Genomic DNA, 22,699 nt, shown 5'->3' with positions numbered 1-22,699 from the left:
GACGAAACCGCCGCACGACGCAAGCGACAGCATATCCCTCATCCAACGCGCCATGACCTTGTCCCCAGATTGCGTGTTCCGGCTATGTTCTATGTTCCCGTTGCGTTCTCGTCAAGAGCAGGTAATGATATACTTGACAAAGCAGCCCGCCAGCCACGATGATTCCTCGGGACAGGCCGGTGCTATCGAAGTGACCCCCGCTATGATCGAGGCGGGGGTCGATGCGTATTGTGGGTTGGGAGACGCGACCGCTAGCCGAATTGTCGAGACAATCGCTTGTGCAGTTTTGGCGGCAGGAGGCCATCGTCCAGTATTGATAGAAGCTCGTAGTATATGGTCTTCATTTCCTGCGCATGAGCCTTGATCGCAGACAGAAGAACCGGTCGTTGATCCTCAATTTTGTGGAACGGCACTATAATAAACTCGCCTAAAAAGACATATTTTGCGTGCGCGTACAGATTGCGAGTGTCGTTGGCGCGGTTTGATATGTCCTTTGATATAAGAGGCAACTTCTTTTTCGATCCCCGCGGGTACTCCCTTGATGGCAGCTTCGAGCAGACCAATCCGCAATGATGGCGCCCGCAAGTGGGTCATCATGCGTTCGGCGACTTCGGGCCTCATTGTTCCAACGTGAGCGAGTGCTTTTGGTAAGAGGGGTTCAATCAAGGCAAACCAGCCGATAATCACCCCTATCTGCTTAGCGAACTCGCCAGTGCCCGGCATCTCCAAGGCAGAAACAGATTCGCTAATACGTTTGTTGAGATCGTCCGCACTTTTGTATGGAAAATCATCGGACATGACGGCCCCTGTTCCGGAAAAAAGCGACCCTAAGCCTGAATCGCCAGAAGACGATGCCGAGTTTGAGCGGGTTCTGCGGAACCTCGTGAACACGCCGCACAAGCCGCATGAGAGGAAGAAGCCGTCAGACGATGCCGGGGATATCTCGGGCCGGTAGCGGCTCCAGCGGCTGAATAGTCCCTGCCACTACAGTCTGGCATACCGGGCACCCGTGAGAGCGCTGGCCCGAGAAAATCTCCCCCGCCTGAAGAATGGATTTTCGCCCATGCTCGTAGCAGGTTGGACAAATCATATGCGGAGGTTCGGAGCCTTGGGCCTCCGCCTTCAGCGTGTAGGCGAAGGTTCCGCGCCCGATCTGTTGAAGCTGGTAGCGCTCCTTCTCGCCTTCCCATGTTTCAAACTGTCGGATGCGTTCTTCAAGCTCGCGTTTCTGGCTGGCCAACGCCGACTGCGCCTCTTGGGCCTCCAGCAGGAGGCCTTGCAGTTCGAGCTTCACCGCCAGCAGCTTGGTGGAATCGCGCGCATCCGACAGCGTCTTGGTTATGTCGAGCGCGGTCCTTATCGCGCCCAGGCCGGTCATCACGGTAATCGGATCAGGCATCGCGTTCCTCCGTTCGGCGAAGGTTAGCGCGAAGCTTGAGGATACGCCTAACCTTCTGCTTAAGCGTACGCGGCTTCACCAGCCCGCCGATACATCAGGCGCTTGCCGCCGATGCCACGGAGGGCTTCGTCGGTGCGCATGGTGTCGTTGACGCCAAGGCCAACGCGGTTGGAGTAGCGGAAATCGAACTCCGCCAGATAGCGCTTCAGGTGGGCTTCGGAGACGTGGTGGAACGTCCCGATGATGCCGCGCTTGAGGATGGAGAAGAAGTTTTCGGCGGTGTTGGAGTGGGTCTTGCCCTCGCGGACGTACTCACCGCGATTGTGATCCACCGCGCCGTGGCTGGCGTACTCCTTACCGGTCTTGCGGTAGAAGGTCGCGCCGTCCGTCATCAGGTAGCTGGAGCGGTGAACCTGAGTGACGATCAGCGGGCGCAGCGTCTTGGCGTTGACGTTGGCGACATGGAACGAGCGGGCGCGACCGTCGCGCTCAACGAGGGTGACGACGGCCTGTTTGGCTCCCGACCCGCAGTGATACTTGCGCTTGCTGACGTGCTTGTTGGCCTCTTTGCCGCCGACGTAAGTTTCATCGACTTCAATGGTCTTGTCAGGGCCGCCCATGGGGCCGGGGTTCTGTTCGGTCATGGCTTCGCGGATGCGGTGGCACATGAACCACGCGGTCTTGTAGGTCACGCCAAGGGTGCGGCCGATCTGGTGGGCGCTGATGCCCTTCTTGCTGGAGGCCATCAGGTAGGTGGCCAGCAGCCACTTGTTCAGCGGCACCTTAGAGCGCTCGAAGACGGTCCCGACCGTGATGGTGAACTGGTCGCGGCAGGCGTTGCACTGGTAGAGGCCAGCGCGGGCGCTACGGCCCTTGATCGCGGTCGCTTCGTTGACCACGCCACAGTGAGGGCAGACCGGGCCATGGGGCCAGCGGGTTTGCTCCAGATGGGCGCGGGCTTTGTCGGCGTCGGTGAAGATCGGATCGGTCAGGTTCATCGTCGGGCTCCAGTAGGAAAACCCTACGGATTCAACGTTGCTTTGTCAAGTATACTATTGCCCAAGAGCATTTCAGGTGAACACGACACGCCCGCGTCTGTAGGATAGGGCGAACGCCACCATCCGCCCTCCCGGCGGCGGCGTCGCAGGAGAACGGCCATGGCCAAGGGTCAAGTGAAGAGCAACAAGGAAGTCCGCAAACCCAAGGCCGAGAAGCCCAAGCCGTCCGTGTCGGTCGGGAGCAGCTCGCCGTTCACGACGCCGCCCGGGAAGAAGTAGGCCCACAGATACCGCTCATCCCGGCGAAAGCCGGGACCCGACCCTCCTCCTTCGCCGTCATCCTCGGGTCAAGCCCGAGGATGACGGTCGCGCGCCGCCCGGCCATCAGTGCGGCCAGGTCTCGGTCAGCACCTCGACCCGTCCCCCGGCCGAACGCACCTCCAGCGCCGGGGTCGCGGGCTGGCCGTCGGCGAACAGTTCGTAGATGACCGCGCCGTCCCCGGTCTGGACGCTCTCGATGATCCGCACCGGGACGAAGCCGGCGCGCGCGGCGCCGGCGGCGGCGCGGACGGGCGCCGGAACCGCCGTCCACGGCAGGTCGCGCTGGATCTCCACCACCTGCCAGCCCGCGGGGGTCTCCAGCAGGTCCAGCTCGAGCTCGGCGCCGTCCAAGGTTCCCTCGACGTCGTAGTAGCGCCGCCCTTCCCGCTCCTTCAGCTCGCCCTCGGCGATGACCATGCCCGGGCGCGCGGCCAGGACGACGGCCCGGACCGCCTCGGGGATGTCGGCGGCGGCGGTCGGGGTGATGGCGGTGGCGGGCGCTTCCGGCGGGGCGTCGGCGGGTTCGGGGGGCTGGGCCGGATCGCAGGCCGCGAGAGCGATGACACCGGTGGCAACAGCGAGGAATGCGAGACGACGGGACATGGCGCGGACTCCGTTCGGGAAGGGATGAGCCTAACCCCGGCGGCGGGGGGACGCCAATATGTAACCGCCGTTGGCGAAAGGGGCTTAGTCCTCGACGGCCCCCTTGAGTCGGCGTTCGCATTCGGCGACCCCGGCCGCGACCTCCGCGGCGGCGTACAGGTCCCGGGCCTCGCGCCAGACCGCTGTCGCCGGACCGGGGCGGCGCAGACCGTCGAGCGCCAGCGCCTTCAGCCGCAGGGCGTTGGCCATGTCGAGCGAGGCGCCCTGCCCGTTGGCGCGATACAGGGCCGCCGCCTGTTCGGCGTGGGCCAGCGCCTGTTCGAGGTGATCCGCCTCGCGGTCGATGTCGGACAGATGGCGCAGGGCGTGGGCCTGCAGCAGGGGCGCGCCGCTCTCGCGGCTGAGGGCGGCGGCGCGGGCGTAGCTGTTGCGGGCGTCGACCGCGCGGCCTTCGGCCAGGGCTTCGCGCGCCGCCGTCAGATGGGCCTGGATGGCGTCGGTCATGGGCGACCCTAGCACGACGACGTCAGTAGGCGTGGCTCTCGGCGGGACGCTCTTCGAGATGGCCGTCCTTGAGGGCGAAGACGCGGTCCATATGGCCGGCCAGCTCCATGTTGTGGGTCGCGATCAGGGCGGCGACGCCGGTCTTCTTCACCAGGCTGTGCAGGGCCTCGAACACCGTCTGGCTGGTGGCGGGGTCGAGGTTGCCGGTCGGCTCGTCGGCCAGCAGCAGGCGCGGGCGATTGGCCAGGGCGCGGGCCACGGCGACGCGCTGCTGTTCGCCGCCCGACATCTGGGCCGGCTGGTGGGTCAGGCGCTCGCCGAGGCCCAGGGCGGTCAGCACCTCCGAGGCCCGCTCGCGGGCCTGGGCCTGACCGACGCCGGCGATGCGCAGCGGCAGGGCGACGTTGTCGCGCGCGTCGAACTCGGCCAGCAGGTGGTGGAACTGGTAGACGAAGCCGATGCTGGCGAGGCGGATATGGGTCCGCGCCCGCTCGTCGAGGCCGCCGACGTCCTGGCCGTCGATACGGATCTCGCCCGAGGTCGGCCGCTCCAGCAGGCCGGCGGCGTGCAGCAGGCTGGACTTGCCCGAGCCGGACGGCCCGATCAGGCCGACCACCTCGCCCGGCATGACGTCGAGATCGACGCCCTTGAGCACGGTCAGGGGACCGGCTGCGGAGTCATAGGTGCGGGTCACATTCCTTACGGAAAGGACGGGGCGCATGGAGAGGACGGGCTTACTCATAGCGCAGGGCCTCGACCGGATCCATTTTCGCCGCCCGCCAGGACGGCAGCAGCGAGGCCACGCACGACATGAAGACGGACCACAGGGTGACCCAGATCACGTCCATGGCGTCGACCTCGGCCGGGATGGAGTCCAGCATGTAGACGTCGGCGTTGAACAGCTGGACGCCCAGCAGGGCCTCAAGGAAATGCTGGATGGCCGCGATGTTGAGGCAGAACACCAGCCCCACCACCAGGCCGGTGATGGTGCCGGCCACGCCGATGGCCGCGCCGGCGATGAAGAAGATGCGCAGCATCGACGACTGGCTGGCCCCGACGGTCCTGAGGATGGCGATGTCGCGGGTCTTGTTCTTCACCAGCATGACGATGCCGGAGATGATGTTGAGGGCGGCGATGGCCACGACCAGGCCGAGGATGATGCTCATCGCCACCCGCTCGACCTTCAGCGCGCCCCAGAAGGCAGCCAGCTTGTCGCGCCAGTCGCTGACCAGGGCGCTGGGGCCCGCGGCCTCGCGCACCGGCTGGATCAGCTCGGCGACCCGGTCGGGCGCGTCGACCTTGAGCTCGATGACGTCCCAGACGCCCTCCTTGCCGAAGAACAGCTGGGCCTGTTCGAGCGGCATGAACATATAGGCGCGGTCGAAATCGGCGGCGCCCGAGGTGAACACCCCGCCGACGCGATAGGTCTTCTCCAGCCCGCCCAGATTGCCGAAGGCGCTGTCGGCGCCGGTGGGGGAATAGAGGGTGACCGGGTCGCCGACCCGCAGGCCCAGCCCGTCGGCCAGGGCCTTGCCGATGATGATGTCGTCCCCGCCGTACGCGCCCCGGCCGAAGCCGCGGCGGGCCTCGGGCGTCAGGCTGTCATAGACATAGGACATCGAGTCCAGGTCCTGCGGGCGGATGCCGCGCACGATCGCGCCGGTGGTCTGGCCGGCCGCGCGCACCAGGCTCTGGTTCTCGGTCAGGGGAGAGACGCTGGCCACCCCCGGCACGGCGGCGATGCGCGTCACGGCCGCCTCGCGGTCGGGACTGACCAGCACCTGCCCCTGGACGTACATATGGCCGTTGAAGGACAGCATCCGGTCCAGCAATTCGCTGCGGAACCCGGCCATGATGCTCATCACCACGATCAGGGCCATCACCGCCAGGGCGATGGCGACATAGGAGATAATGGCGATCAGGGCGATGCCGCCCTCCTTCCGCCGGGCGCGCAGATAGCGCAGCGCCAGCTCGAACTCCCAGGCCGAGAAGGGGCCGGCGGGTTTGGCCGGCTTCGGAACCGCCGCGACGTCCGTCATCCGCCCACCTTCGCCAGCGCCTCGTCCAGCGGGACGGAGACCTTGTCGCCGGTCGCCCGGCGCTTCAGCTCGACCACGCCCTCGGCCACGCCCTTGGGTCCGATGGTCAACTGCCACGGGATGCCGATCAGGTCGGCGGTGGCGAATTTCCCGCCCGGCCGTTCGTCGGTGTCGTCGTAGAGCACCGTCTTGCCGAGGGCTTCGAGCCTGGCGACGGCCTCCTCGCAAGCGGCGCAGACCGCCTCGTCGTTGGCGCGCAGGTTGATGACCACCACGTCGAACGGGGCCACGGCGTCCGGCCAGATGATGCCGTTCGCGTCGTGGCTGGCCTCGATGATGGCGCCCAGCAGGCGCGACACGCCGACGCCGTAGCTGCCCATGTGCACGGGCGTGTCCTTGCCGTCGGGCCCGGCGACATGGGCCTTCATCGGGGCCGAATATTTGGTGCCGAAATAGAAGATGTGCCCGACCTCGATGCCGCGCGCGGTCAGTCGGTCGGCCTCGGCCGTCTCGCTTTCGAAGCGGGCCGCGTCGTGCATTTCCTCGGTGGCGGCGTACAGGCCGGTGCGCTCGTCGACGAGGGCCTGCAGGTCGTCCCAGTCGACGCCGGCGCCGGGCGCCGGCATCTCGACCAGCTTGCGGTCGCAGAACACCTGGCTTTCGCCGGTGTCGGCCAGGACGATGAACTCGTGGCTCAGGTCGCCGCCGATCGGGCCAGTGTCGGCGCGCATCGGCACGGCCTTCAGCCCCATACGGGCGAAGGTGTTGAGGTAGGCCACGAACATGCGGTTGTAGGCCTTGCGGGCCGAGGCCTCGTCGATGTCGAAGGAATAGGCGTCCTTCATCAGGAATTCGCGTCCGCGCATGACGCCGAAGCGCGGGCGGCGCTCGTCGCGGAATTTCCACTGGATGTGGAAGAGGTTCAGGGGCAGCGCCTTGTAGCTCTTCACGAAGCCGCGGAAGATGTCGGTGATCATCTCCTCGTTGGTGGGTCCGTAGAGCAGTTCGCGCTCGTGCCGGTCGGTGATACGCAGCATCTCGGGGCCGTAGGCGTCGTAGCGGCCGCTCTCGCGCCACAGGTCGGCGAGCTGGAGGGTGGGCATCAGCAGCTCGACGGCCCCTGCCCGCTCCTGCTCCTCGCGCACGATCTGCTCGATCCGGTTCAGCACCCGCAGGCCCAGCGGCAGCCAGGCGTAGATGCCGGCGGCCTCCTGTTTGATCAGGCCGGCGCGCAGCATCAGCTGGTGCGAAACGATCTGGGCGTCCGAAGGCGCTTCTTTGAGCGTGGGCAGGAAATAGCGCGACAGGCGCATGGGCGGAATCCGGGGACAGAGGTGAAGCCCCGCTTTAGCCGCTCGGACGGGGCGAAAGCTAGGCGGTCGTCACAAACGCGCGGAAAGGGTTCAGGGATGCGGCCGCGCGATGCCGTATCGGGCCGCCAGATAGGGGATGATGGCCTCGTCCTGGAGGAAGCGGCGGCCGGTCGTCTCCGAGGTCCGGGCGTCGGGCCAGTCGAAGGTCCCGTCCAGCACCAGGATCGGGCAGCCCTGGTGGTCCTCGCCGACCAGGTCGATCACCGCCGGGCGCGGGCGCGGATGGTCGAGATAACGGATCTCCAGCTGGTCCCGCAGCGCCGGATGGAAGGCCAGAACGCCCTCGATGACCGCCCCGGCGGGGCAGTACCAGGGCCCGCCCTCGTCGTCGGTCCAGCCGGGATTGAGCAGCAGCAGCCGGTCGGTCATGGCGTCACGCGGTCGGCGGGGCCAGGTCGGGAAGCGGCATCCAGCCGATCCAGACCAGCCCCATCACCAGCAGCCACAGCAGGGCCGCGACCCAGGTGGTGGTGATGAATTTTCGCTTCAGATCGGGCGTGTCCGGCGCCCCCCATTGGGCCCCGTCGGTCGGCGGATCGTGCCGCTCCTTCGACGTCCCCAGCGGCAGTACGGCGAACAGGACGACCCACCAGCAGACGATGTAGATGGCGATGATGGTGAACGGTCCGATGGGCATTCAGTGATCTCCGGCTTTCGGCGTTTCCATCAGTTCCACCAGCACCCCGCCCATGTCCTTCGGATGGACGAAGATGATCGGCGTGCCATGGGCGCCGATGCGGGGCTCGCCCGTGCCGAGGATGGTCGCGCCCTTCGCCCGGAGCGCGTCACGCGCCACCAGAATATCCTCGACCTCGAAACAGACGTGGTGCTGGCCGCCCTTCGGATTCTTCGCGAGGAAGCCGTGGATCGGGCTGTCGTCGCCCAACGGCTCGATCAGCTCGATCTGGGCGTTGGGCAGGTCGATGAAACAGACGCGCACGCCCTGGGCCGGCAGGTCGAAGGGTTCGCGGGCCTTCGTGGCGCCGAGCAGGTCGCGATACATCCCCACGCTGGCCTCGATCGAGGGGGTGGCGACGCCGACGTGGTTCAGTCTTCCGATCATGCGGATGCCTTAGCCGGTGTCGCGCCCGTGGAGAAGGCGGGTCTTGGTCCATGCGACGTCAGGTTCCGCCCGGTCGCCAGGCGGCCCGCCGTCGGCTACCAAGGGTCGGGACGGCGCGAGAGGGCGTCACAGGTCGGGAGGAACCCATGCTGGTCGCCGCGCTGAGCCTGGCCGGATTGCTCGGACTGCAGGAACCGCCGCCGCCCTATCCGGTCATGCCCGGCCGTCCGCCGCCGATAGCGAGCGGTTTCGCCTTCGGCGGGGTGCTGGGCTCCGCCTGCGATGACAGGCGCGACGAGGACGGCCGGTGGTTCAACGACCATGCCTTGTCCCTGCGGCCCGGCCAGAGCGTCGGCCTGAACGTGAGTTCCCGGGAATTCGCGCCGCTGATGCAGGTGATCGACGCCGATGGCGGCGTGGTCGCCGGGATCGGGGCGGCCGCCGACGGCGAGGCGGCCGGCTTCGTCTTCACCGCCCCCGGCGAGCCGTCCCGCGAGACCGGGCCGTCGCTGGGCTACCGGATAAGGGTCACAAGCGCGGAGCCCGGAGCCGGCGGACAGTGGCGGGTGGAGCAGGATTTCGAGGGCCGGATCGATGTCGTCTATCCCGGCGAGGGGTCGCCGTTCCCGGTCCGCACCGGTTGCCAGCCGATGCCGCCTCTCCCGCCGCGCGCCGGCTGAGGCCGAGGCCTGCGAGGGAGAAGCGAACCCCGGCTACAGCAGTGCCGATGCCGTCCCGGGCGCGGGACGAAAAGGCGCGGGATGCCAGCAGGTCAGCACCCCGCGCCCTCGGCTTGCTCCCGAACGGCCGGGAGCCGGTGCAGGAAAGGCGGTCTCTGATCGCCCCGCCTTGATCCAGATCAGAAGAAGCCCAGCTTGTCGGGGCTGTAGCTGACCAGCAGATTCTTGGTCTGCTGGTAGTGATCCAGCATCATCAGGTGGTTTTCACGGCCGATGCCGGACTTCTTGTAGCCGCCGAAGGCTGCGTGCGCCGGATACTGGTGGTAGCAGTTGGTCCAGACCCGCCCGGCCTGGATCGCGCGCCCGGCCCGGTAGGCGGTGTTCATGTCGCGGGTCCAGACACCGGCGCCGAGGCCGTAGTCCGTGTCATTGGCGATCGCGATGGCCTCGTCGAACGTCCTGAAGGTGGTCACGGCCAGGACCGGGCCGAAGATCTCCTCCTGGAAGATCCGCATGTCGTTCGTGCCCCTGAAGATCGTCGGCCTGACGTAGTAGCCGCCCGCCAGATCGTCGTGCAGCACGGCCTCGTCGCCCCCCGTCAGGACCTCAGCCCCCTCTTCCTTGCCGAGCTTAAGATAGCCGAGGATCTTCCTCAGCTGCTGGGCGGACGCCTGGGCCCCGATCTGGGTCGCCGGATCCAGGGGGTCGCCCTGGACGATGGCTTCGACGCGCTGGATCGCCCGGGCGATGAAGGCGTCGTAGATGTCCTCATGGATCAGGGCGCGGCTGGGGCAGGTGCAGACCTCGCCCTGGTTCAGGGCGAACATGGCGAACCCTTCCAGCGCCTTGTCGAGAAAGGCGTCGTCGGCGTCCATCACGTCCCTGAAGAAGATGTTGGGCGACTTGCCGCCCAGTTCCAGGGTCACCGGGATGATGTTCTGCGTCGCATATTCCATGATCTTCCGACCGACGACGGTCGAGCCGGTGAAGGCGATCTTGGCGATGCGGGGACTGGTGGCCAGCGGCTCGCCGACCGCGGCGCCCGTGCCCGACACGATGTTCAGGACGCCGGCGGGGAGCAGGTCCTGGATCAGCTCCATCACCACCAGGATCGAGGCCGGCGTCTGCTCGGCCGGCTTGAGCACGATGCAGTTGCCGGCGGCCAGGGCCGGCGCGATCTTCCAGGCCGCCATCAGGATCGGGAAATTCCACGGGATGATCTGCCCGACCACCCCCAGCGGCTCGTGGAAATGATAGGCGACCGTGTCGTTGTCGAGCTGGGAAATCCCGCCCTCCTGGGCGCGGATGCAGCCGGCGAAATAGCGGAAATGGTCGATGGCCAGCGGGATGTCCGCCGCCAGGGTCTCGCGCACCGGCTTGCCGTTGTCCCAGGTTTCGGCCTCGGCCACGGCCTGGAGATTGGCTTCGATGCGGTCGGCGATCCGGTTCAGGATGACGGCGCGCTCGGCGACGCTGGTGCGGCCCCAGGCGTCCCGGGCGGCATGGGCGGCGTCGAGCGCCAGCTCCACGTCGGCGGCGTCGGACCGGGCCACCTCGCAGAGCACCCGCCCGTTCACCGGCGAGGTGTTCTCGAAATAGCAGCCGTTGACCGGCGGGACCCACCGCCCGCCGATGAAGTTGTCATAGCGCGCCTTGAATTTCGGCATGGCGGCGCGAACGAATTGCGGCCTGGTCATGAAAGCCTCCTGGTTTCCTCGGGCGTCGGTTGTCGACGTCGTTGGACGGCAGGCTCGGCCCGGAAGGGCCCTGGCGCCATCAGGCGGCTTCATGGTGCGTCGCAAACCTGTCGCAGGATTGCGACAGGTGCGCTCAGGGCAGTTCGCCGCCGACCCCGAGGCGACGCAGCTTGCGGTGCAAGGTCGCGCGACTGACCCCAAGCGCGCGCGCCGAGGCGGAGACATTGCCGCCGTTCAGGGCGAGGGCGCGGCGCACCGCCCCACGTTCGGCCTCCGTCAGGCCGGCTTCCGCCGATCCGGCGCCGAGTACCTCCGAGGCCGCCAGCTGGCCCGCCATGCGCTCGTCGGTGATGGACAGCGCCAGCCGCGCGGCCCGGGTCGCTCCGATCACCAGATCGTCGCGATCCACGGCCAGAAGGGCCGCGGCGTTCCGTTCGGCCGCCTCGCCCGCCAGCACAATCCGCGCGCCGGCGAAGGCCTGGCGGAAGGTCTGGGCCTCGATCGCCCGCGCCGCGTCCTCAACCGCCGCCGCGATCAGCCCCAGCACGCCCGCCGTCGCGTCGGCCCGGCACGACGACACGTCCAGCAAGCCCACGAGCCGGCCCAGATGATCGTGAACGGGATGGCTGGTGCAACTCAGCGCCGTGTTCCTGGTGTGAAAATGCTGATCGCGGTGGATGGTCAGCGGCCGATGCTCCGCCAGGGCGGTGCCGATCCCGTTGGTGCCCTCCACCGCCTCCGACCACAGGGCGCCCGGCCACAGCCCCCAGCGACGAAAGGTTTCGTCGTCCGGGGCCGCCCCGCGGCGCTCGATCAGCACGCCGTCCGCATTGGTCAGGAGGATGCAGCATCCGGTGTCCCCGACCGCGAGGAACAGTCGATCCAGCACGGCCCCGGCTGCTCGCACCATCGGTTCCGCCGCCTCGCGCGCCTCGCGCAGTTGCGACTCCGTCAAGGTCTCGGCCCGACCGCGATCTTCGGGGTCCAGCCCATGCAGCGCCATCGACCGCCGCCACGACGCCGCCAGCGCCGAGCGCGCCGGTCCGGCCCCGTCGTCCAGCGCCTGTCTGATCAGGCTGCCGTGATCGCGTCCCGTCCGCTCGCCCACGCTAGACCTCCCAGGCGGCGCCTGCGACCGGCATCAGACGCTCCCGCCCCGGGGGCGTCAAATCCGGACTTCCCCGGAGGCGTCGGACAGAAAAAAGGGCTGGCGACCCATGGCCGCCAGCCCCTCCATCCGATTGCCCCTGAAGGGGAAGACCGCTTTTACTGGCCGCCCGTCATCTGCGCGACTTCCGTCGCGAAGTCCGGGCCCTCGACCTTTTCGACGCCTTCGCCGAGGGCGAGGCGGACGAAGCCGGCGAGGTGCAGGCCGGGGTGGCCCAGTTCCTTGCCCGTGTCGGCGACCAGCTGTTCGATGGTCACGTCCGGGTTCATCACGAACGGCTGCTTGGTCAGCACCACGTCCTTCTGGAATTTGGCGATCTGGCCGGCGACGATCTTGTCGATCATGGCTTCCGGCTTGCCTTCTTCCTTGGCCTTCTCGGTCAGGACCTGACGCTCCTTCTCGATCGCGGCCGGGTCCAGATCGTCGGTGTTCAGCGACAGCGGGGCGGTCGCGGCCACGTGCATGGCGATCTTGCGGCCCAGTTCGCGCAGGGCGGTCTTGTCGCCGCCACCGTGCAGGGCGACCAGCACGCCGATGCGGCCGAGGCCCGGCGAGACGGCGTTGTGGACGTAGGAGGCGACGACGCCCTCGTCGACCGAAAGGCGGGCGGCGCGGCGCAGCTGCATGTTCTCGCCGACGGTGGCGATCAGCTGGGTGACCTCGTCCTGGACCGTCTTGCCGGTTTCCAGTTCGGCGCCGTGCAGGCCCTCGAGCGTGGCGTGCTCGAGACCCAGCTGGGCGAACGACTTGGCGGCGTTCTGGAACAGGTCGTTGCGGGCGACGAAGTCGGTCTCGGCGTTGAACTCGATGGCGGCGCCGACTTCGCCGGCTCCGACTTCCTTCGAGGCCACGGCGACCAGGCCTTCGGCGGCGACGCGGTCAGCCTTCTTGGCGGCCTTGGACAGGCCCTTGGCGCGCAGCCAGTCGATCGCGGCGTTGATGTCGCCGCCGGTCTCCTGGAGCGCCTTCTTGCAGTCCATCATGCCGACGCCGGACTTGGCGCGCAGTTCCATCACGAGGGCGGCGGTGATCTCGGCCATGGGTAGTCTCCTTGGGTATGCGTATGCGGGAACGGCCGGACCCTGTTCCGGGTCCGGCCGCATATCAGGTTCGCTCCGCTCATTCCGGCGAAAGCCGGAACCTAGTGCTTTGGGCGACCGGTGCATCCGGTCCACCCTCGATCACCAGTCCCGGAGCGCCAGCGTCAAGCTGGAAAGGACTGGGTCCCGGCTTTCGCCGGGATGAGCGGAACCAGGTCGGTCAGACCTGGGCCGGCTCGCTTTCGACGGCGTCGTTGGCTTCCGAGGTCGCGGCCTGGGCGGCTTCGTCGGCCACGGCCGGCTCTTCGGCGGCCGGTTCGGCGGCGGCGATCATTTCCTCGGCGACGGCTTCCGCCTCGGCCGGGGCGACTTCGGCTTCAACAGCCTTGGCGGCCTTCGGAGCCTTGGCTTCGCGCAGCATCGGCTCGTCCGGGTTGACCGCGGCGCCCAGGTCCACGCCCGCGGCCGACTGGCCGGCGGCCAGACCGTCCAGGACCGCGTCGGCGATCAGGTCGCAGTAGGTCTGGATGGCGCGGGCGGCGTCGTCGTTGCCCGGGATCGGATAGGTGATGCCGTCCGGGTCCGAGTTGGTGTCGAGGATGGCGATGATCGGGATGTTCAGCTTGCGGGCCTCAAGGATGGCGATGGCCTCCTTGTTGGTGTCGATCACGAACATGATGTCGGGCACGCCGCCCATGTTCTTGATGCCGCCCAGGCTGAGCTCGAGCTTGTCGCGCTCGCGCTGCAGGTTCAGCAGCTCCTTCTTGACCCGGCCCTCGCCGCCCGACTCCAGCAGGCCTTCCAGCTCGCGCAGGCGGGCGATCGAGCCCGACACGGTGCGCCAGTTGGTCAGGGTGCCGCCGAGCCAGCGGTTGTTCATATAGTACTGGGCGCAGCGCTGGGCGGCCTCGGCCACCGGATCGGCGGCCTGGCGCTTGGTGCCGACGAACAGGACGCGGCCGCCCTTGGCGGCGACGTCGCGCACAGCGACCAGGGCCTGGTGCAGCAGCGGGATCGACTGCGACAGGTCGATGATGTGGATGTTCGAGCGCGAGCCGAAGATGTAGCGCTCCATCTTCGGGTTCCACCGGTGCGTCTGGTGGCCGAAGTGCGCGCCGGCTTCGAGCAGCGAACGCATGGAGAATTCAGGCAGAGCCATGAGGGGACGTGTCCTTTTTCCGATAGACGTTGCGCGGACGAGTAAAAGGACCGGCGGTCCCTCGGAACGGAGCGGAAAGGGATGTCTCCCCTGACCGCGCCACGCCCGCGTGCGAAGTGCGGGCGGCTTCTAGGCGGGATGGGCGCAAAAGGCAAGCGCCGCGGCCGGGACGCTACCGGATCCCGGCGGGCCGCTTTTCCAGCTCGACGGCGGGCGCGCCTACCGCGGTCACGCCGGGCGGGATATTCCTCGTCGCCACCGACCCGGCTCCCAGCCGGGACCAGGCGCCGACCGCGACCCCCTGGATCACCGTGGCGTTGGCGCCGATCAGGCAGCCTTCCTCGAGCCGGGTGTCGCCGGAGACCGCCGCGCCCGGCATCACGGAGACGAAATCGCCCATGCGGCAATCATGGCCGATCACGGCGTTGTGGTGGATCAGGACGTGATCGCCGATCACGGCCCCCGCCGAGACGACGGCTCCAGCCATGATCACGGTCCCCCGGCCGATCCGGGCGTTCGGATGAACGGTTGCGCCGGGATGGACGATCGAGATCGGCGGGAGACCCAGGAGCGGCAGGACGGTGCGGCGGCCCTGGGGCCAGCCGATTCCCCAGGCGAAGCCGCTGGCCGGACAGTCGGAGCCGATCCGACCCAGATGGACGGCCCGGCCCTCGAACCGGCGCATGTCCGGCTCGCCGTCGTCCTGGAATCCCGCGACCGGGACCGAGGCCGCCTCGAATACGGACAGGACGTCGCTCGCGTGCCCGCCGCCGCCAATGATTACGACGGCCAAAGGTCACTCCATGGTCGGAATCGGCGGTGCGGCTTTCGCGGGGGCCTGCGCATCGGCGGCACGCTACCACGGGGCAGGAGTCCGGCAAAGGTCGACGCGGGGGCGCCGGCTCGCGTCGGGGCGCGGGCTCGCAAGCGTCGCATAACGGCGCTATGATCGATTTCCGGGAGGGTCGATCACATGAACATCCGGACCGGAGTCCTTGTTGGCAGCGTCATTCTGGCCGCCGCGCTCGCGGGCGTCGCCACCTCGCAGCAGGCGCCGCCCTCCCCCGTCGCGGCCACCCAGGTGGACCTGCCCCGATCCCGGACCGACAGCGCCGCCCTGGGCCAGGCGCGACAGGATCCGCTCGCCGCCCGGCTGCGCGGCGTCCTCGGCCAGGACCCCGCCTCGGCCCGCGTCCTCGCCGTCGCCGACGCCTCGCCCGTGCCGGTGCTGGCGCCCGCCGATCCCGATCTGCTCCGGACCGCCCGCATCTTCACCGGCGACCGCCACTATATGCTGGTGGTTCAGCGCGGCGACCAGATCATCGAGATCTACGGCGCGACCAAGGCCTTCCGGTCGCCCCTCGCCCAGCCGGCGCCGCAACAGCCTCCGACACGCCCCCCGACGACGGGGCCGACGGCCGGAACCGGCGCGCCCGCGACGGCGACCCCGCGCGCGACGGCCGCGGGCGGACCGCGCATCCTCGCCGCGCGCCTGCCGGCCAGCGCCGCCCGGGCCGCCGCCCAGGCGCAGACGCGCGGCCTGACCAATGTCCGGACGGAGCGGACCGAATACGGGGTCGACGTCACCTTCAGCCGGTTCGGCGCCGCCTATAACGTCAGCTTCATCTGCGAGGGGCCGGGCGCGGCCGGCTGCACGGAGCCCGAGGCCATCGCCTTCGCCTCGACCCTGCAACTGATCGGCGGAGGCGCGTCGTGAAGCGTCTGCCCCTCGCCGCCCTGCTGCTGCTCACCGCCTGCTCGCCGGCCGGCTGCCAGGATGCCGTACCGCCGGCGGGCAAGGCCGATGCTCCGGCTCCCGCGCCCGGGGATCCGGCCCCGCCCGTCGCGGAACCGGGCGAGGATCCCGCGCCCGTCGTCCCGCCGGCCGAGCCGGAGGCTCCGCCCGCGCCCGAGCCGGCCGGCTGGCCACATGCCGACGGCGGCGATCTGTATCCCGGCTCCGGCAGCGGGGCGACCGACGCCACCGTCTGGGCCGCCGGCATGCGCTTCCCGATGGAGGCCGGGCCCGCCTACGCCAACTCCCAGGTCTACGGCTACGGCGGCTACGCCCCGCCGGGTCCGGGAACGGGCCAGTGCGATCCCCGCAACTACAGCTATCCGTGGCGCGACAATTTCTGCGAAACCCGCTCCTGGACCAACGGCATGTGCCCGGCCGGCCGCGGCCACCAGGGTCAGGACATCCGGCCGGCCACCTGCGAGAAGAAGGTCCACTGGATCGTCGCGGCGGAGAGCGGCCGCATCACCTCGATCGGCAGCTACACCGTCACCCTGCTGGGCGATTCCGGCCGCATCTACCGCTATCTGCACATGGACATGGCCGGGGTGAACGCCCTGTTCCCGACGATGGCCTCGCGCAACGTCGAGCGGAGCCAGCACATCGGCAAGGTCTCGGCCGACTTCGGCGGCAACGCCACCACCATCCACCTGCATTTCGAGATCAAGGCGCCGGTCTCGATCGGCGGGAGCCCGGCCAGCGTCAATTTCGTCCCGACCTACGCCAGCCTGGTGGACAGCTACGACCGCCTCCTGAACGGGGCGGCCTGACGGGTCAGGTTCCGCGCGGCTTGGCGCGGGTGGTCGCCTCCGCCTTCGTCGGGTCCTCGGGCCAGGGATGGCGGGGATAGCGGCCGCGCATCTCGGCGCGGACGGCGGCCCAGCTGCCGGCCCAGAAGCCGGGCAGATCCTTCGTCACCTGCACCGGGCGCCGCGCCGGCGACAGCAGGGCCAGGGTCAGCGCGACCCGTCCGCCGCCGATGGTTGGATGGGTCGTCACGCCGAACAATTCCTGCACCCGGATGTCGACGCGGGGTCCGCCCCCGGCCGCATAGTCGATGGCCGCCGACCCCAGCGGCGTCGCCAGCCGCGCCGGGGCCAGTTCGTCCAGCGCCCTCTGCCGGTCCCACGGGACCAGCGTCCTCAGACCTGCCTCCAGCGCCCCGTCCTCGATCGCTCCCAGTCCCTGCACCGTCTCCAGCAACGGCCACAGCCAGGTTTCGCGCGCGGCCAGAAGCCCGTCGTCGGACACGTCCGGCCAGCCGGCCTCCAGCCCGCCGAGGAAGGCCAGGCGCGCCCTCAGCCCCGAGGCCCGCTCGCCCCAACGCAGACCCGCCAGTCCCGAACGCTCCACCTCGCCCCGCAGCGCCGCGGCGACCGCCGCCCGATCCGGCGCGCCGACGATCCTTTCGTCCACCACGATCGCGCCGATGCGACGGATGCGGCGCAGACTCATCCGCCCCGAAGGCTCGCGGCCCAGCCGGTCCTCGACCTCGATCCGCCCTTCCAGCGCCGCCGTGTCGATCGGCGCGGCCAGCCGGATGCGATCGCGCGCGCCACTCTCGTTTATTGGGCCGCCGCCCAGCTCAGCCACGGCCAGCCACGATTCGCGCGCCAGGGCGTCGGTCGGGTCCAGGAAGGCGCCCCGCCCCGAGGCCAGCAGCACCTCGCCCGCCTTGCCGCGGGCTTTGGCCACCCGCTCCGGAAAGGCCTCGGCCAGCAGGGCGCCGGGATCGGCCTCGCCGCCCTGCCCGCCGCCGGCGGCGCGCGCCCAGCGGTCGGCCAGCTTCACCGCATCCCGGCCCCTCGGCGACCGGTCGCGGTCCAGGTCGCGCAGCCGGTCGCGCAGATCGACGCCCGAGCCTCCCAGCCCGGGCTCGCTCAGCACCGCCGCCATGCGCGCGCCCAGCAACGCGTCGCCGGCGTCGCTGGCGGTAGCCGCCATGTGCGCCAGCCGCGGCGGCAGGGGAATGCGCGTCAGCCGCCGCCCGTGCGCCGTCAGGGCGCCGGCGGCGTCCAGCGCGCCCAGCCGCTCCAGCACCTTGCGCGCCTCGGCGAAGGCGCCCGCCGGTGGCTGGTCCAGCAGGGCCAGCCCTTCGGTCGTCCGCGCGCCCCAGCGCGCCAGGTCGAGGGCGAAGCCGGTCAGGTCCGCCTCCAGAATCTCGGGTCGCTGGTGCGCGACCAGTCCGCGCGTCGCCGCCTCGTCCCAGAGCCGGTAGCAGACGCCCGGCTCCGTGCGACCTGCCCGGCCGCGCCGCTGCTCGGCCGACGAGCGGCTGACCCGCACCGTCGCCAGCCGGGTCAGGCCGCTGGCCGGCTCGAACCGGGGCACGCGCGACAGACCGCCGTCGATCACCACCCGCACGCCCTCGATGGTCAGGCTGGTCTCGGCCACCGAGGTCGCCAGCACCACCTTGCGCCGCCCGGGCGCGGCCGGCTGGATGGCCCGGTCCTGGGTTTCGCGATCCAGCGCCCCGTACAACGGAACCACGTCCACGGCCGGATCGCGCAGCCGCTCGCCCAGGCGCCGGGCGACGCGATGGATCTCGCCCTGCCCCGGAAGGAAGACCAGCACCGAGCCGCCCTCCTCGCCCAGGGCCTGCAGGATCGCCCGCGCCGCGGCGTCCTCGATCCGCTCGACCGGGTTGCGCCCGAGGTAGCGGGTCTCGACCGGGAACATCCGTCCGTCGGCCTCGATCACGGGAGCCCCGTCGAGCAGTCGCGACACGCCGGCGATGTCCAGCGTCGCCGACATGACCAGCAGCCTCAGGTCCTCGCGCAGCAGCCCCTGGCTCTCCCGTGCCAGCGCCAGTCCCAGGTCCGCGTCCAGGGACCGCTCGTGGAATTCGTCGAACAGCACTGCGCCGACGCCTTCCAGACCGGGATCGTCGAGAATCATCCGTGTGAACACGCCCTCGGTGATCACCTCGATCCGGGTGCGCGGCCCGATCCGGCTCTGCAGGCGGGTGCGGTAGCCGACCGTGTCGCCGGCCTGTTCGCCCAGCGAGGCGGCCATCCGCTCCGCCGCCGCCCGGGCCGCAAGCCTGCGCGGCTCCAGCACCAGGACCTTGCCCCCTTCCAGCCAGGGTTCCTCCAGCAGCGCCAGCGGCACGACCGTGGTCTTGCCCGCTCCCGGCGGGGCGACCAGCACGGCGGCATGGCCCGCGACCAGCGCGGCCTTCAGCGGCTCGAGAACTGCGTGGATGGGCAACATGGAGTGGGGTCTAGCCGCAACGCCGCCCGTCACGAAAGCGTCGTCCGCCCTTCACCCTTCGGAAACCGCGTTGCCAGCGCGGGCTTGCGCCGCTAGCGTCCGCGCCATTGAAGGCGGCCCGGGGAGGGTCAGCCGTGTATCAGGGGGCGAGACTCGATGTCCGCAGAAGGCCTTAGGCCCAAGGGGAACCGCCTGTTCCTCAAGAAATCCGTAGCCCAGATCCAGAAGGAAGCGGCCAGGAGCGAACTGAAGCGCTCGCTGGGCCCCATCAATCTGATGAGCCTGGGCATCGGCGCCATCATCGGCGCCGGCATCTTCGTTCTGACCGGTCAGGTCGCCGCCGCCCATGCGGGTCCGGCGATCATGCTCAGCTTCATCGTCGCCGGCATCGCCTGCGGCCTGGCGGGCCTGTGCTACGCCGAACTGGCCTCGACCATGCCGGTGTCCGGCTCGGCCTACACCTATGCCTATGGCACCCTGGGCGAGATTTTCGCCTGGATCATGGGCTGGCTTCTGGTTCTTGAGTACGGCGTCGCCGCCTCGACCGTCGCGGTCGGCTGGTCGGGCTATGTCGTCTCGATCCTGCGTGATTTCGGCGTCGCGGACGGTCTGTTCCCGATGATCCAGTACGCCGGCGGCGAAGGGCCCTCCTGGGCCACGCCGCTGATCCAGGCCGTCACCTCCGACGGCGGCGTCGCCAGCTTCCCGCTGACCGGCACCTTCAACCTGGTGGCCGCCATCGGCATCGCCGCGGTCTGCAGCCTGCTGGTCCTCGGCGTCAGCGAGTCGGCCTCGATCAACAACATCATCGTGATGATCAAGATCGTCGTCCTGCTGACCTTCATCGCGGTGGGGGTGCAGTACATCAACCCCGCCAACTGGACGCCCTTCATCCCCGAGAACACGACCGGCAAGTTCGGCGAGTACGGGGCCACGGGCATCCTGCGCGGCGCCTCGATCATCTTCTTCGCCTACGTCGGCTTCGAGGCGGTCTCGACCGCGGCGGCCGAGGCCAAGAACCCGTCCAAGGACGTCCCGGTCGGCATCCTCGGCGCCCTGATCGTCTGCACCCTGATCTACATGGCCGTCGCGGCGGTCATGACGGGCGTGGTGCCCTACCTCGAACTGGCCAGCCCGGCGCCGGTGGCCGTCGCCATCGACCGCATGGGTCTGGAATGGGCCGACACGCCGTTCATCACGCCGGACGGCACTCCGCTGAACCTGATCAGCTTCCTGATCAAGGTCGGCGCCATCACCGGCCTGTCCTCGGTCATGCTGGTGCTGTGCTACGGCCAGACGCGGATCTTCTACACCATGGCCCGCGACGGCCTGCTGCCGCGCGCCTTCGCCGTCATCCATCCGAAGTTCCGCACCCCGTGGATCGGCACCATCCTGCTGGGCATACTGATCGCCGTCGCGGCGTCCTTCCTGCCCATCTCGATCCTCGGCGACCTGGTGTCCCTGGGTACGGCCGTGGCCTTCTCGATCGTGTGCCTGAGCGTGATCTTCCTGCGCATCAAGCATCCGGAGATGGAGCGTCCGTTCAAGGTGCCGGGCGGCATCGTCACCGCCGTGCTGGGCATCCTGTCCTGCCTGGCGCTGGCCGGCTTCAACTTCTGGCCGATGATCCAGCACGCCATGGACGGCAATCCGCTGCCGCTGACCATCCTCGGCGGCTACGCCGCCGTCGGCGCGGTGATCTACATCCTCTACGGCTTCTGGCACTCCAAGCTGGCCAAGGGGATCGACATCACCGAGGACACCAAGCTGGAAACCGCGACGGACGCCTTCGTCCGCGGCGTGGATCCCAAGCGGGACGACTGATCCCGGGATCAGATCGAAAGACAGAAGGCCCGGGAGCGATCCCGGGCCTTTTCCTTTGGGCCGCCCTCCCCTAGAGGCTTGGGCGGAACCTTTGCGGATGTGGCGGAACTGGTAGACGCACTGGATTTAGGTTCCAGCGCCGCGAGGCGTGGAGGTTCGAGTCCTCTCATCCGCACCATCCTGTTGGGCCTATGCTCGCGACGCGGTCGCTCGCGGCATGAGGCCAGGAACGGCCCGCCCCGAGAAGCGGGCCTTTTCATTGTCGATAATGTTCTTGATTTGTTCCGTTTGCTTGCTATCCTCCCCTTATGGCTGAAGCGGCGAAAGGACGAGGGGCCCGGTCGAATGCGACGGGCCGGTTCGAGCCGGAAACCGTGGAGGCCTTCGACGACGGCTGGACGACCGACGACGCCGAGGCCGCGCCCCTGCGCACGACCCTGACGCCCGAGCACGCCCGGACCATCATCGCGAAGAACACCAGTCCGGACATCGGTTTCGACCGGTCCATCAACCCCTACAAGGGCTGCGAACATGGCTGCATCTACTGCTACGCCCGTCCGTCCCATGCCTTCATGGGCCTATCCCCGGGCCTGGATTTCGAGAGCCGCCTCTTCTTCAAGCCCGAGGCCGCGCGTCTGCTGGAGCAGGCGCTCGCAAGGCCCCGCTACGTCTGCAAGCGCATCCACATAGGCGGCAACACCGACCCCTATCAGCCGGTCGAACGCGAGCTGAACTCGACGCGCTCGATCCTCGAGGTCATGCAGAGATTCAGACACCCGTTCAGCATCATCACCAAGTCGGTGCTGATCGCCCGCGACGCCGATATCCTCGGGCCGATGGGCCGGGCCGGTCTGGCCTCGGCCATGGTCTCCATCACCACCCTGGACCGGGGCCTCGCCCGGGCGATGGAGCCGCGCGCCTCGACGCCGGCCAAAAGGCTGGAGGCGATCCGCCGTCTGGCCGACGCGGGCTGTCCGGTCGGCGTCGGCTTCGCCCCCGTGATCCCCGGCCTCAACGATCACGAGCTGGAATCGGTGCTCGAGGCGGCGTCGAAGGCGGGCGCGACCTCGGCCATGTATGTGACCCTGCGTCTGCCGCTCGAGATCAAATCCCTCTTCGCCGAATGGCTGGCCGACGCCCGCCCGGATCGCGCCGCCCGCGTCATGTCCCTGATCCGCCAGACCCGCGGCGGCCGCGACTACGACCCCGACTGGTCCCAGCGGATGAAGGGAACCGGCCCGGTGGCCGAGCTGATCGCCACGCGCTTCAGGGCGGCGGTGAAGCGCTACGGGCTGGACGCCCCGCGCCGACCGCTGGACGAGACGCGGTTCCGCGTGCCGGCGGACGCCAAACTCCAGGGCGATCTCTTTGATCTTCCTTCCCCCGTTTCGGGGGAAGGGATCGGTTTCTAGTCGTCCGCCGCGGACGGATCGATGGCGTTGGTGACCAGCTCCCGCCAGGTCGGATCGGTGGCGTCGACCAGATCGACATCCTCCATCAGGGCGACCGCGCCGCCGCCGTCGGGCAGGATCAGGCCCAGGACCTCCATCTCCTCGCCGTCGGGCCCGAGGTGGCTCTCGGCCTGCACCGCCACCGCCGCCTGCTCGCCGTCGTCGTCCCACCAGATCACCGGCTGCGGCAGGTCCATGGCGATCGGGCGCGGGTCGTCGGTGTCGCCGAGGGCGAACACCGCCCGGCGCGCCTGGACGTCGTCCAGCGTCGCCACCGCCCCGGCGAAGGGCGTCAGCCGGGTCCAGTCCTCGGCGTCGAAGCCGCCCCCACCCTCATCGTTCCCGTCCTCGTCGGGCAGGTTGTCGTTCATC

General features: G+C 69.0%; 24 protein-coding genes and 1 tRNA gene. 7 read left to right on the top strand and 18 right to left on the bottom strand.

What is annotated here, in order from left to right:
• Positions 1-393: 393 nt before the first annotated feature.
• From Q8Q71_RS01795 to Q8Q71_RS01785, 3 genes are all read right to left on the bottom strand, one after another.
• On the bottom strand, positions 394-798 hold the full coding sequence (locus Q8Q71_RS01795) for a hypothetical protein (RefSeq protein WP_305757930.1): 405 nt from the start codon (positions 796-798) through the stop codon (positions 394-396).
• A 124-nt stretch (positions 799-922) separates the two neighbouring features.
• Entirely contained in the window at positions 923-1,399 is a 477-nt protein-coding gene (locus tag Q8Q71_RS01790) for a hypothetical protein (protein WP_305757929.1), read from the bottom strand.
• Between the two features lie 59 nt (positions 1,400-1,458).
• Positions 1,459-2,397 carry an IS1595 family transposase gene (locus Q8Q71_RS01785; RefSeq protein WP_305757928.1) on the bottom strand — a complete coding sequence of 313 codons (939 nt, stop codon included), beginning with the start codon at positions 2,395-2,397 and terminating at the stop codon, positions 1,459-1,461.
• Between the two features lie 159 nt (positions 2,398-2,556).
• On the opposite strand from Q8Q71_RS01785, the gene Q8Q71_RS01780 reads away from it, so the two are divergent.
• The gene (locus Q8Q71_RS01780; RefSeq protein WP_292027890.1) at positions 2,557-2,676 is read left to right on the top strand and encodes a hypothetical protein; all 120 of its coding nucleotides are present in this window, start codon (positions 2,557-2,559) and stop codon (positions 2,674-2,676) included.
• Between the two features lie 105 nt (positions 2,677-2,781).
• On the opposite strand, the gene Q8Q71_RS01775 is transcribed toward Q8Q71_RS01780, so the two are convergent.
• The 8 genes from Q8Q71_RS01775 to mce form a co-directional block, all read right to left on the bottom strand.
• A complete protein-coding gene (locus tag Q8Q71_RS01775; RefSeq protein WP_305757927.1) occupies positions 2,782-3,321 on the bottom strand; it encodes a hypothetical protein in 540 nt (179 codons plus the stop codon).
• Between the two features lie 84 nt (positions 3,322-3,405).
• Positions 3,406-3,825 (bottom strand): hypothetical protein, encoded by a 420-nt coding sequence (locus Q8Q71_RS01770; RefSeq protein ID WP_305757926.1) that lies wholly within the window; start codon positions 3,823-3,825, stop codon positions 3,406-3,408.
• A 22-nt stretch (positions 3,826-3,847) separates the two neighbouring features.
• The gene (locus Q8Q71_RS01765) at positions 3,848-4,546 is read right to left on the bottom strand and encodes an ABC transporter ATP-binding protein (protein ID WP_305757925.1); all 699 of its coding nucleotides are present in this window, start codon (positions 4,544-4,546) and stop codon (positions 3,848-3,850) included.
• Positions 4,547-4,559: 13 nt separating this feature from the next.
• Positions 4,560-5,864, bottom strand: coding sequence for a lipoprotein-releasing ABC transporter permease subunit (locus Q8Q71_RS01760; protein ID WP_305757924.1), 1,305 nt, complete (start codon positions 5,862-5,864; stop codon positions 4,560-4,562).
• Positions 5,861-7,177: a proline--tRNA ligase gene (gene proS / locus Q8Q71_RS01755; protein ID WP_305757923.1), complete on the bottom strand. Its 1,317-nt coding sequence runs from the start codon at positions 7,175-7,177 to the stop codon at positions 5,861-5,863. Before proS ends, Q8Q71_RS01760 begins: the two co-directional genes overlap by 4 nt.
• Before the next feature lie 90 nt (positions 7,178-7,267).
• Positions 7,268-7,606 (bottom strand): DUF3088 family protein, encoded by a 339-nt coding sequence (locus Q8Q71_RS01750; protein ID WP_305757922.1) that lies wholly within the window; start codon positions 7,604-7,606, stop codon positions 7,268-7,270.
• 4 nt (positions 7,607-7,610) lie between these two features.
• On the bottom strand, positions 7,611-7,874 hold the full coding sequence (locus tag Q8Q71_RS01745) for a DUF1467 family protein (protein ID WP_305757921.1): 264 nt from the start codon (positions 7,872-7,874) through the stop codon (positions 7,611-7,613).
• Complete coding sequence (gene mce / locus Q8Q71_RS01740) at positions 7,875-8,300, bottom strand: methylmalonyl-CoA epimerase (RefSeq protein ID WP_305757920.1); 426 nt, start codon at positions 8,298-8,300, stop codon at positions 7,875-7,877.
• Positions 8,301-8,446: 146 nt separating this feature from the next.
• On the opposite strand from mce, the gene Q8Q71_RS01735 reads away from it, so the two are divergent.
• A complete protein-coding gene (locus Q8Q71_RS01735; protein ID WP_305757919.1) occupies positions 8,447-8,980 on the top strand; it encodes a hypothetical protein in 534 nt (177 codons plus the stop codon).
• A gap of 179 nt (positions 8,981-9,159) precedes the next feature.
• Here Q8Q71_RS01735 and Q8Q71_RS01730 read toward each other — a convergent pair whose 3' ends face one another.
• The 5 genes from Q8Q71_RS01730 to Q8Q71_RS01710 form a co-directional block, all read right to left on the bottom strand.
• Positions 9,160-10,677, bottom strand: a complete 1,518-nt coding sequence (locus Q8Q71_RS01730; RefSeq protein ID WP_305757918.1) for an aldehyde dehydrogenase family protein — start codon at positions 10,675-10,677, stop codon at positions 9,160-9,162.
• 133 nt (positions 10,678-10,810) lie between these two features.
• Entirely contained in the window at positions 10,811-11,785 is a 975-nt protein-coding gene (locus tag Q8Q71_RS01725) for a GAF domain-containing protein (protein ID WP_305757917.1), read from the bottom strand.
• A 158-nt stretch (positions 11,786-11,943) separates the two neighbouring features.
• The gene (tsf, locus tag Q8Q71_RS01720) at positions 11,944-12,885 is read right to left on the bottom strand and encodes a translation elongation factor Ts (RefSeq protein ID WP_305757916.1); all 942 of its coding nucleotides are present in this window, start codon (positions 12,883-12,885) and stop codon (positions 11,944-11,946) included.
• A 220-nt stretch (positions 12,886-13,105) separates the two neighbouring features.
• Complete coding sequence (gene rpsB, locus Q8Q71_RS01715; RefSeq protein ID WP_305757915.1) at positions 13,106-14,044, bottom strand: 30S ribosomal protein S2; 939 nt, start codon at positions 14,042-14,044, stop codon at positions 13,106-13,108.
• A gap of 172 nt (positions 14,045-14,216) precedes the next feature.
• The gene (locus tag Q8Q71_RS01710) at positions 14,217-14,837 is read right to left on the bottom strand and encodes a NeuD/PglB/VioB family sugar acetyltransferase (RefSeq protein WP_305757914.1); all 621 of its coding nucleotides are present in this window, start codon (positions 14,835-14,837) and stop codon (positions 14,217-14,219) included.
• A gap of 180 nt (positions 14,838-15,017) precedes the next feature.
• Here Q8Q71_RS01710 and Q8Q71_RS01705 point away from each other — a divergent pair, with 180 nt between their 5' ends.
• Positions 15,018-15,761, top strand: coding sequence for a hypothetical protein (locus Q8Q71_RS01705; protein WP_305757913.1), 744 nt, complete (start codon positions 15,018-15,020; stop codon positions 15,759-15,761).
• Entirely contained in the window at positions 15,758-16,609 is an 852-nt protein-coding gene (locus Q8Q71_RS01700; protein WP_305757912.1) for a M23 family metallopeptidase, read from the top strand. The genes Q8Q71_RS01705 and Q8Q71_RS01700 overlap by 4 nt, the downstream gene beginning before the upstream one ends.
• Positions 16,610-16,613: 4 nt before the next feature.
• Here the strand turns inward: Q8Q71_RS01700 and hrpB are convergent, their stop codons facing one another.
• Positions 16,614-19,052 carry an ATP-dependent helicase HrpB gene (gene hrpB, locus Q8Q71_RS01695; RefSeq protein ID WP_305757911.1) on the bottom strand — a complete coding sequence of 813 codons (2,439 nt, stop codon included), beginning with the start codon at positions 19,050-19,052 and terminating at the stop codon, positions 16,614-16,616.
• A 156-nt stretch (positions 19,053-19,208) separates the two neighbouring features.
• On the opposite strand from hrpB, the gene Q8Q71_RS01690 reads away from it, so the two are divergent.
• The 3 genes from Q8Q71_RS01690 (at position 19,209) to Q8Q71_RS01680 (ending at position 22,288) form a co-directional block, all read left to right on the top strand.
• Positions 19,209-20,876 (top strand): amino acid permease, encoded by a 1,668-nt coding sequence (locus tag Q8Q71_RS01690; RefSeq protein ID WP_305757910.1) that lies wholly within the window; start codon positions 19,209-19,211, stop codon positions 20,874-20,876.
• 93 nt (positions 20,877-20,969) lie between these two features.
• Positions 20,970-21,054 (top strand) — tRNA-Leu (locus Q8Q71_RS01685).
• A gap of 130 nt (positions 21,055-21,184) precedes the next feature.
• Entirely contained in the window at positions 21,185-22,288 is a 1,104-nt protein-coding gene (locus Q8Q71_RS01680; RefSeq protein ID WP_305757909.1) for a PA0069 family radical SAM protein, read from the top strand.
• Here Q8Q71_RS01680 and Q8Q71_RS01675 read toward each other — a convergent pair.
• Positions 22,285-22,698 carry a hypothetical protein gene (locus tag Q8Q71_RS01675; RefSeq protein WP_305757908.1) on the bottom strand — a complete coding sequence of 138 codons (414 nt, stop codon included), beginning with the start codon at positions 22,696-22,698 and terminating at the stop codon, positions 22,285-22,287. The genes Q8Q71_RS01680 and Q8Q71_RS01675 overlap by 4 nt on opposite strands.
• Position 22,699: the final 1 nt, after the last annotated feature.

Source organism: Brevundimonas sp. (assembly GCF_030704825.1).
GTDB lineage: Bacteria > Pseudomonadota > Alphaproteobacteria > Caulobacterales > Caulobacteraceae > Brevundimonas.
This window is presented reverse-complemented; position numbering and strand designations above follow the sequence as displayed.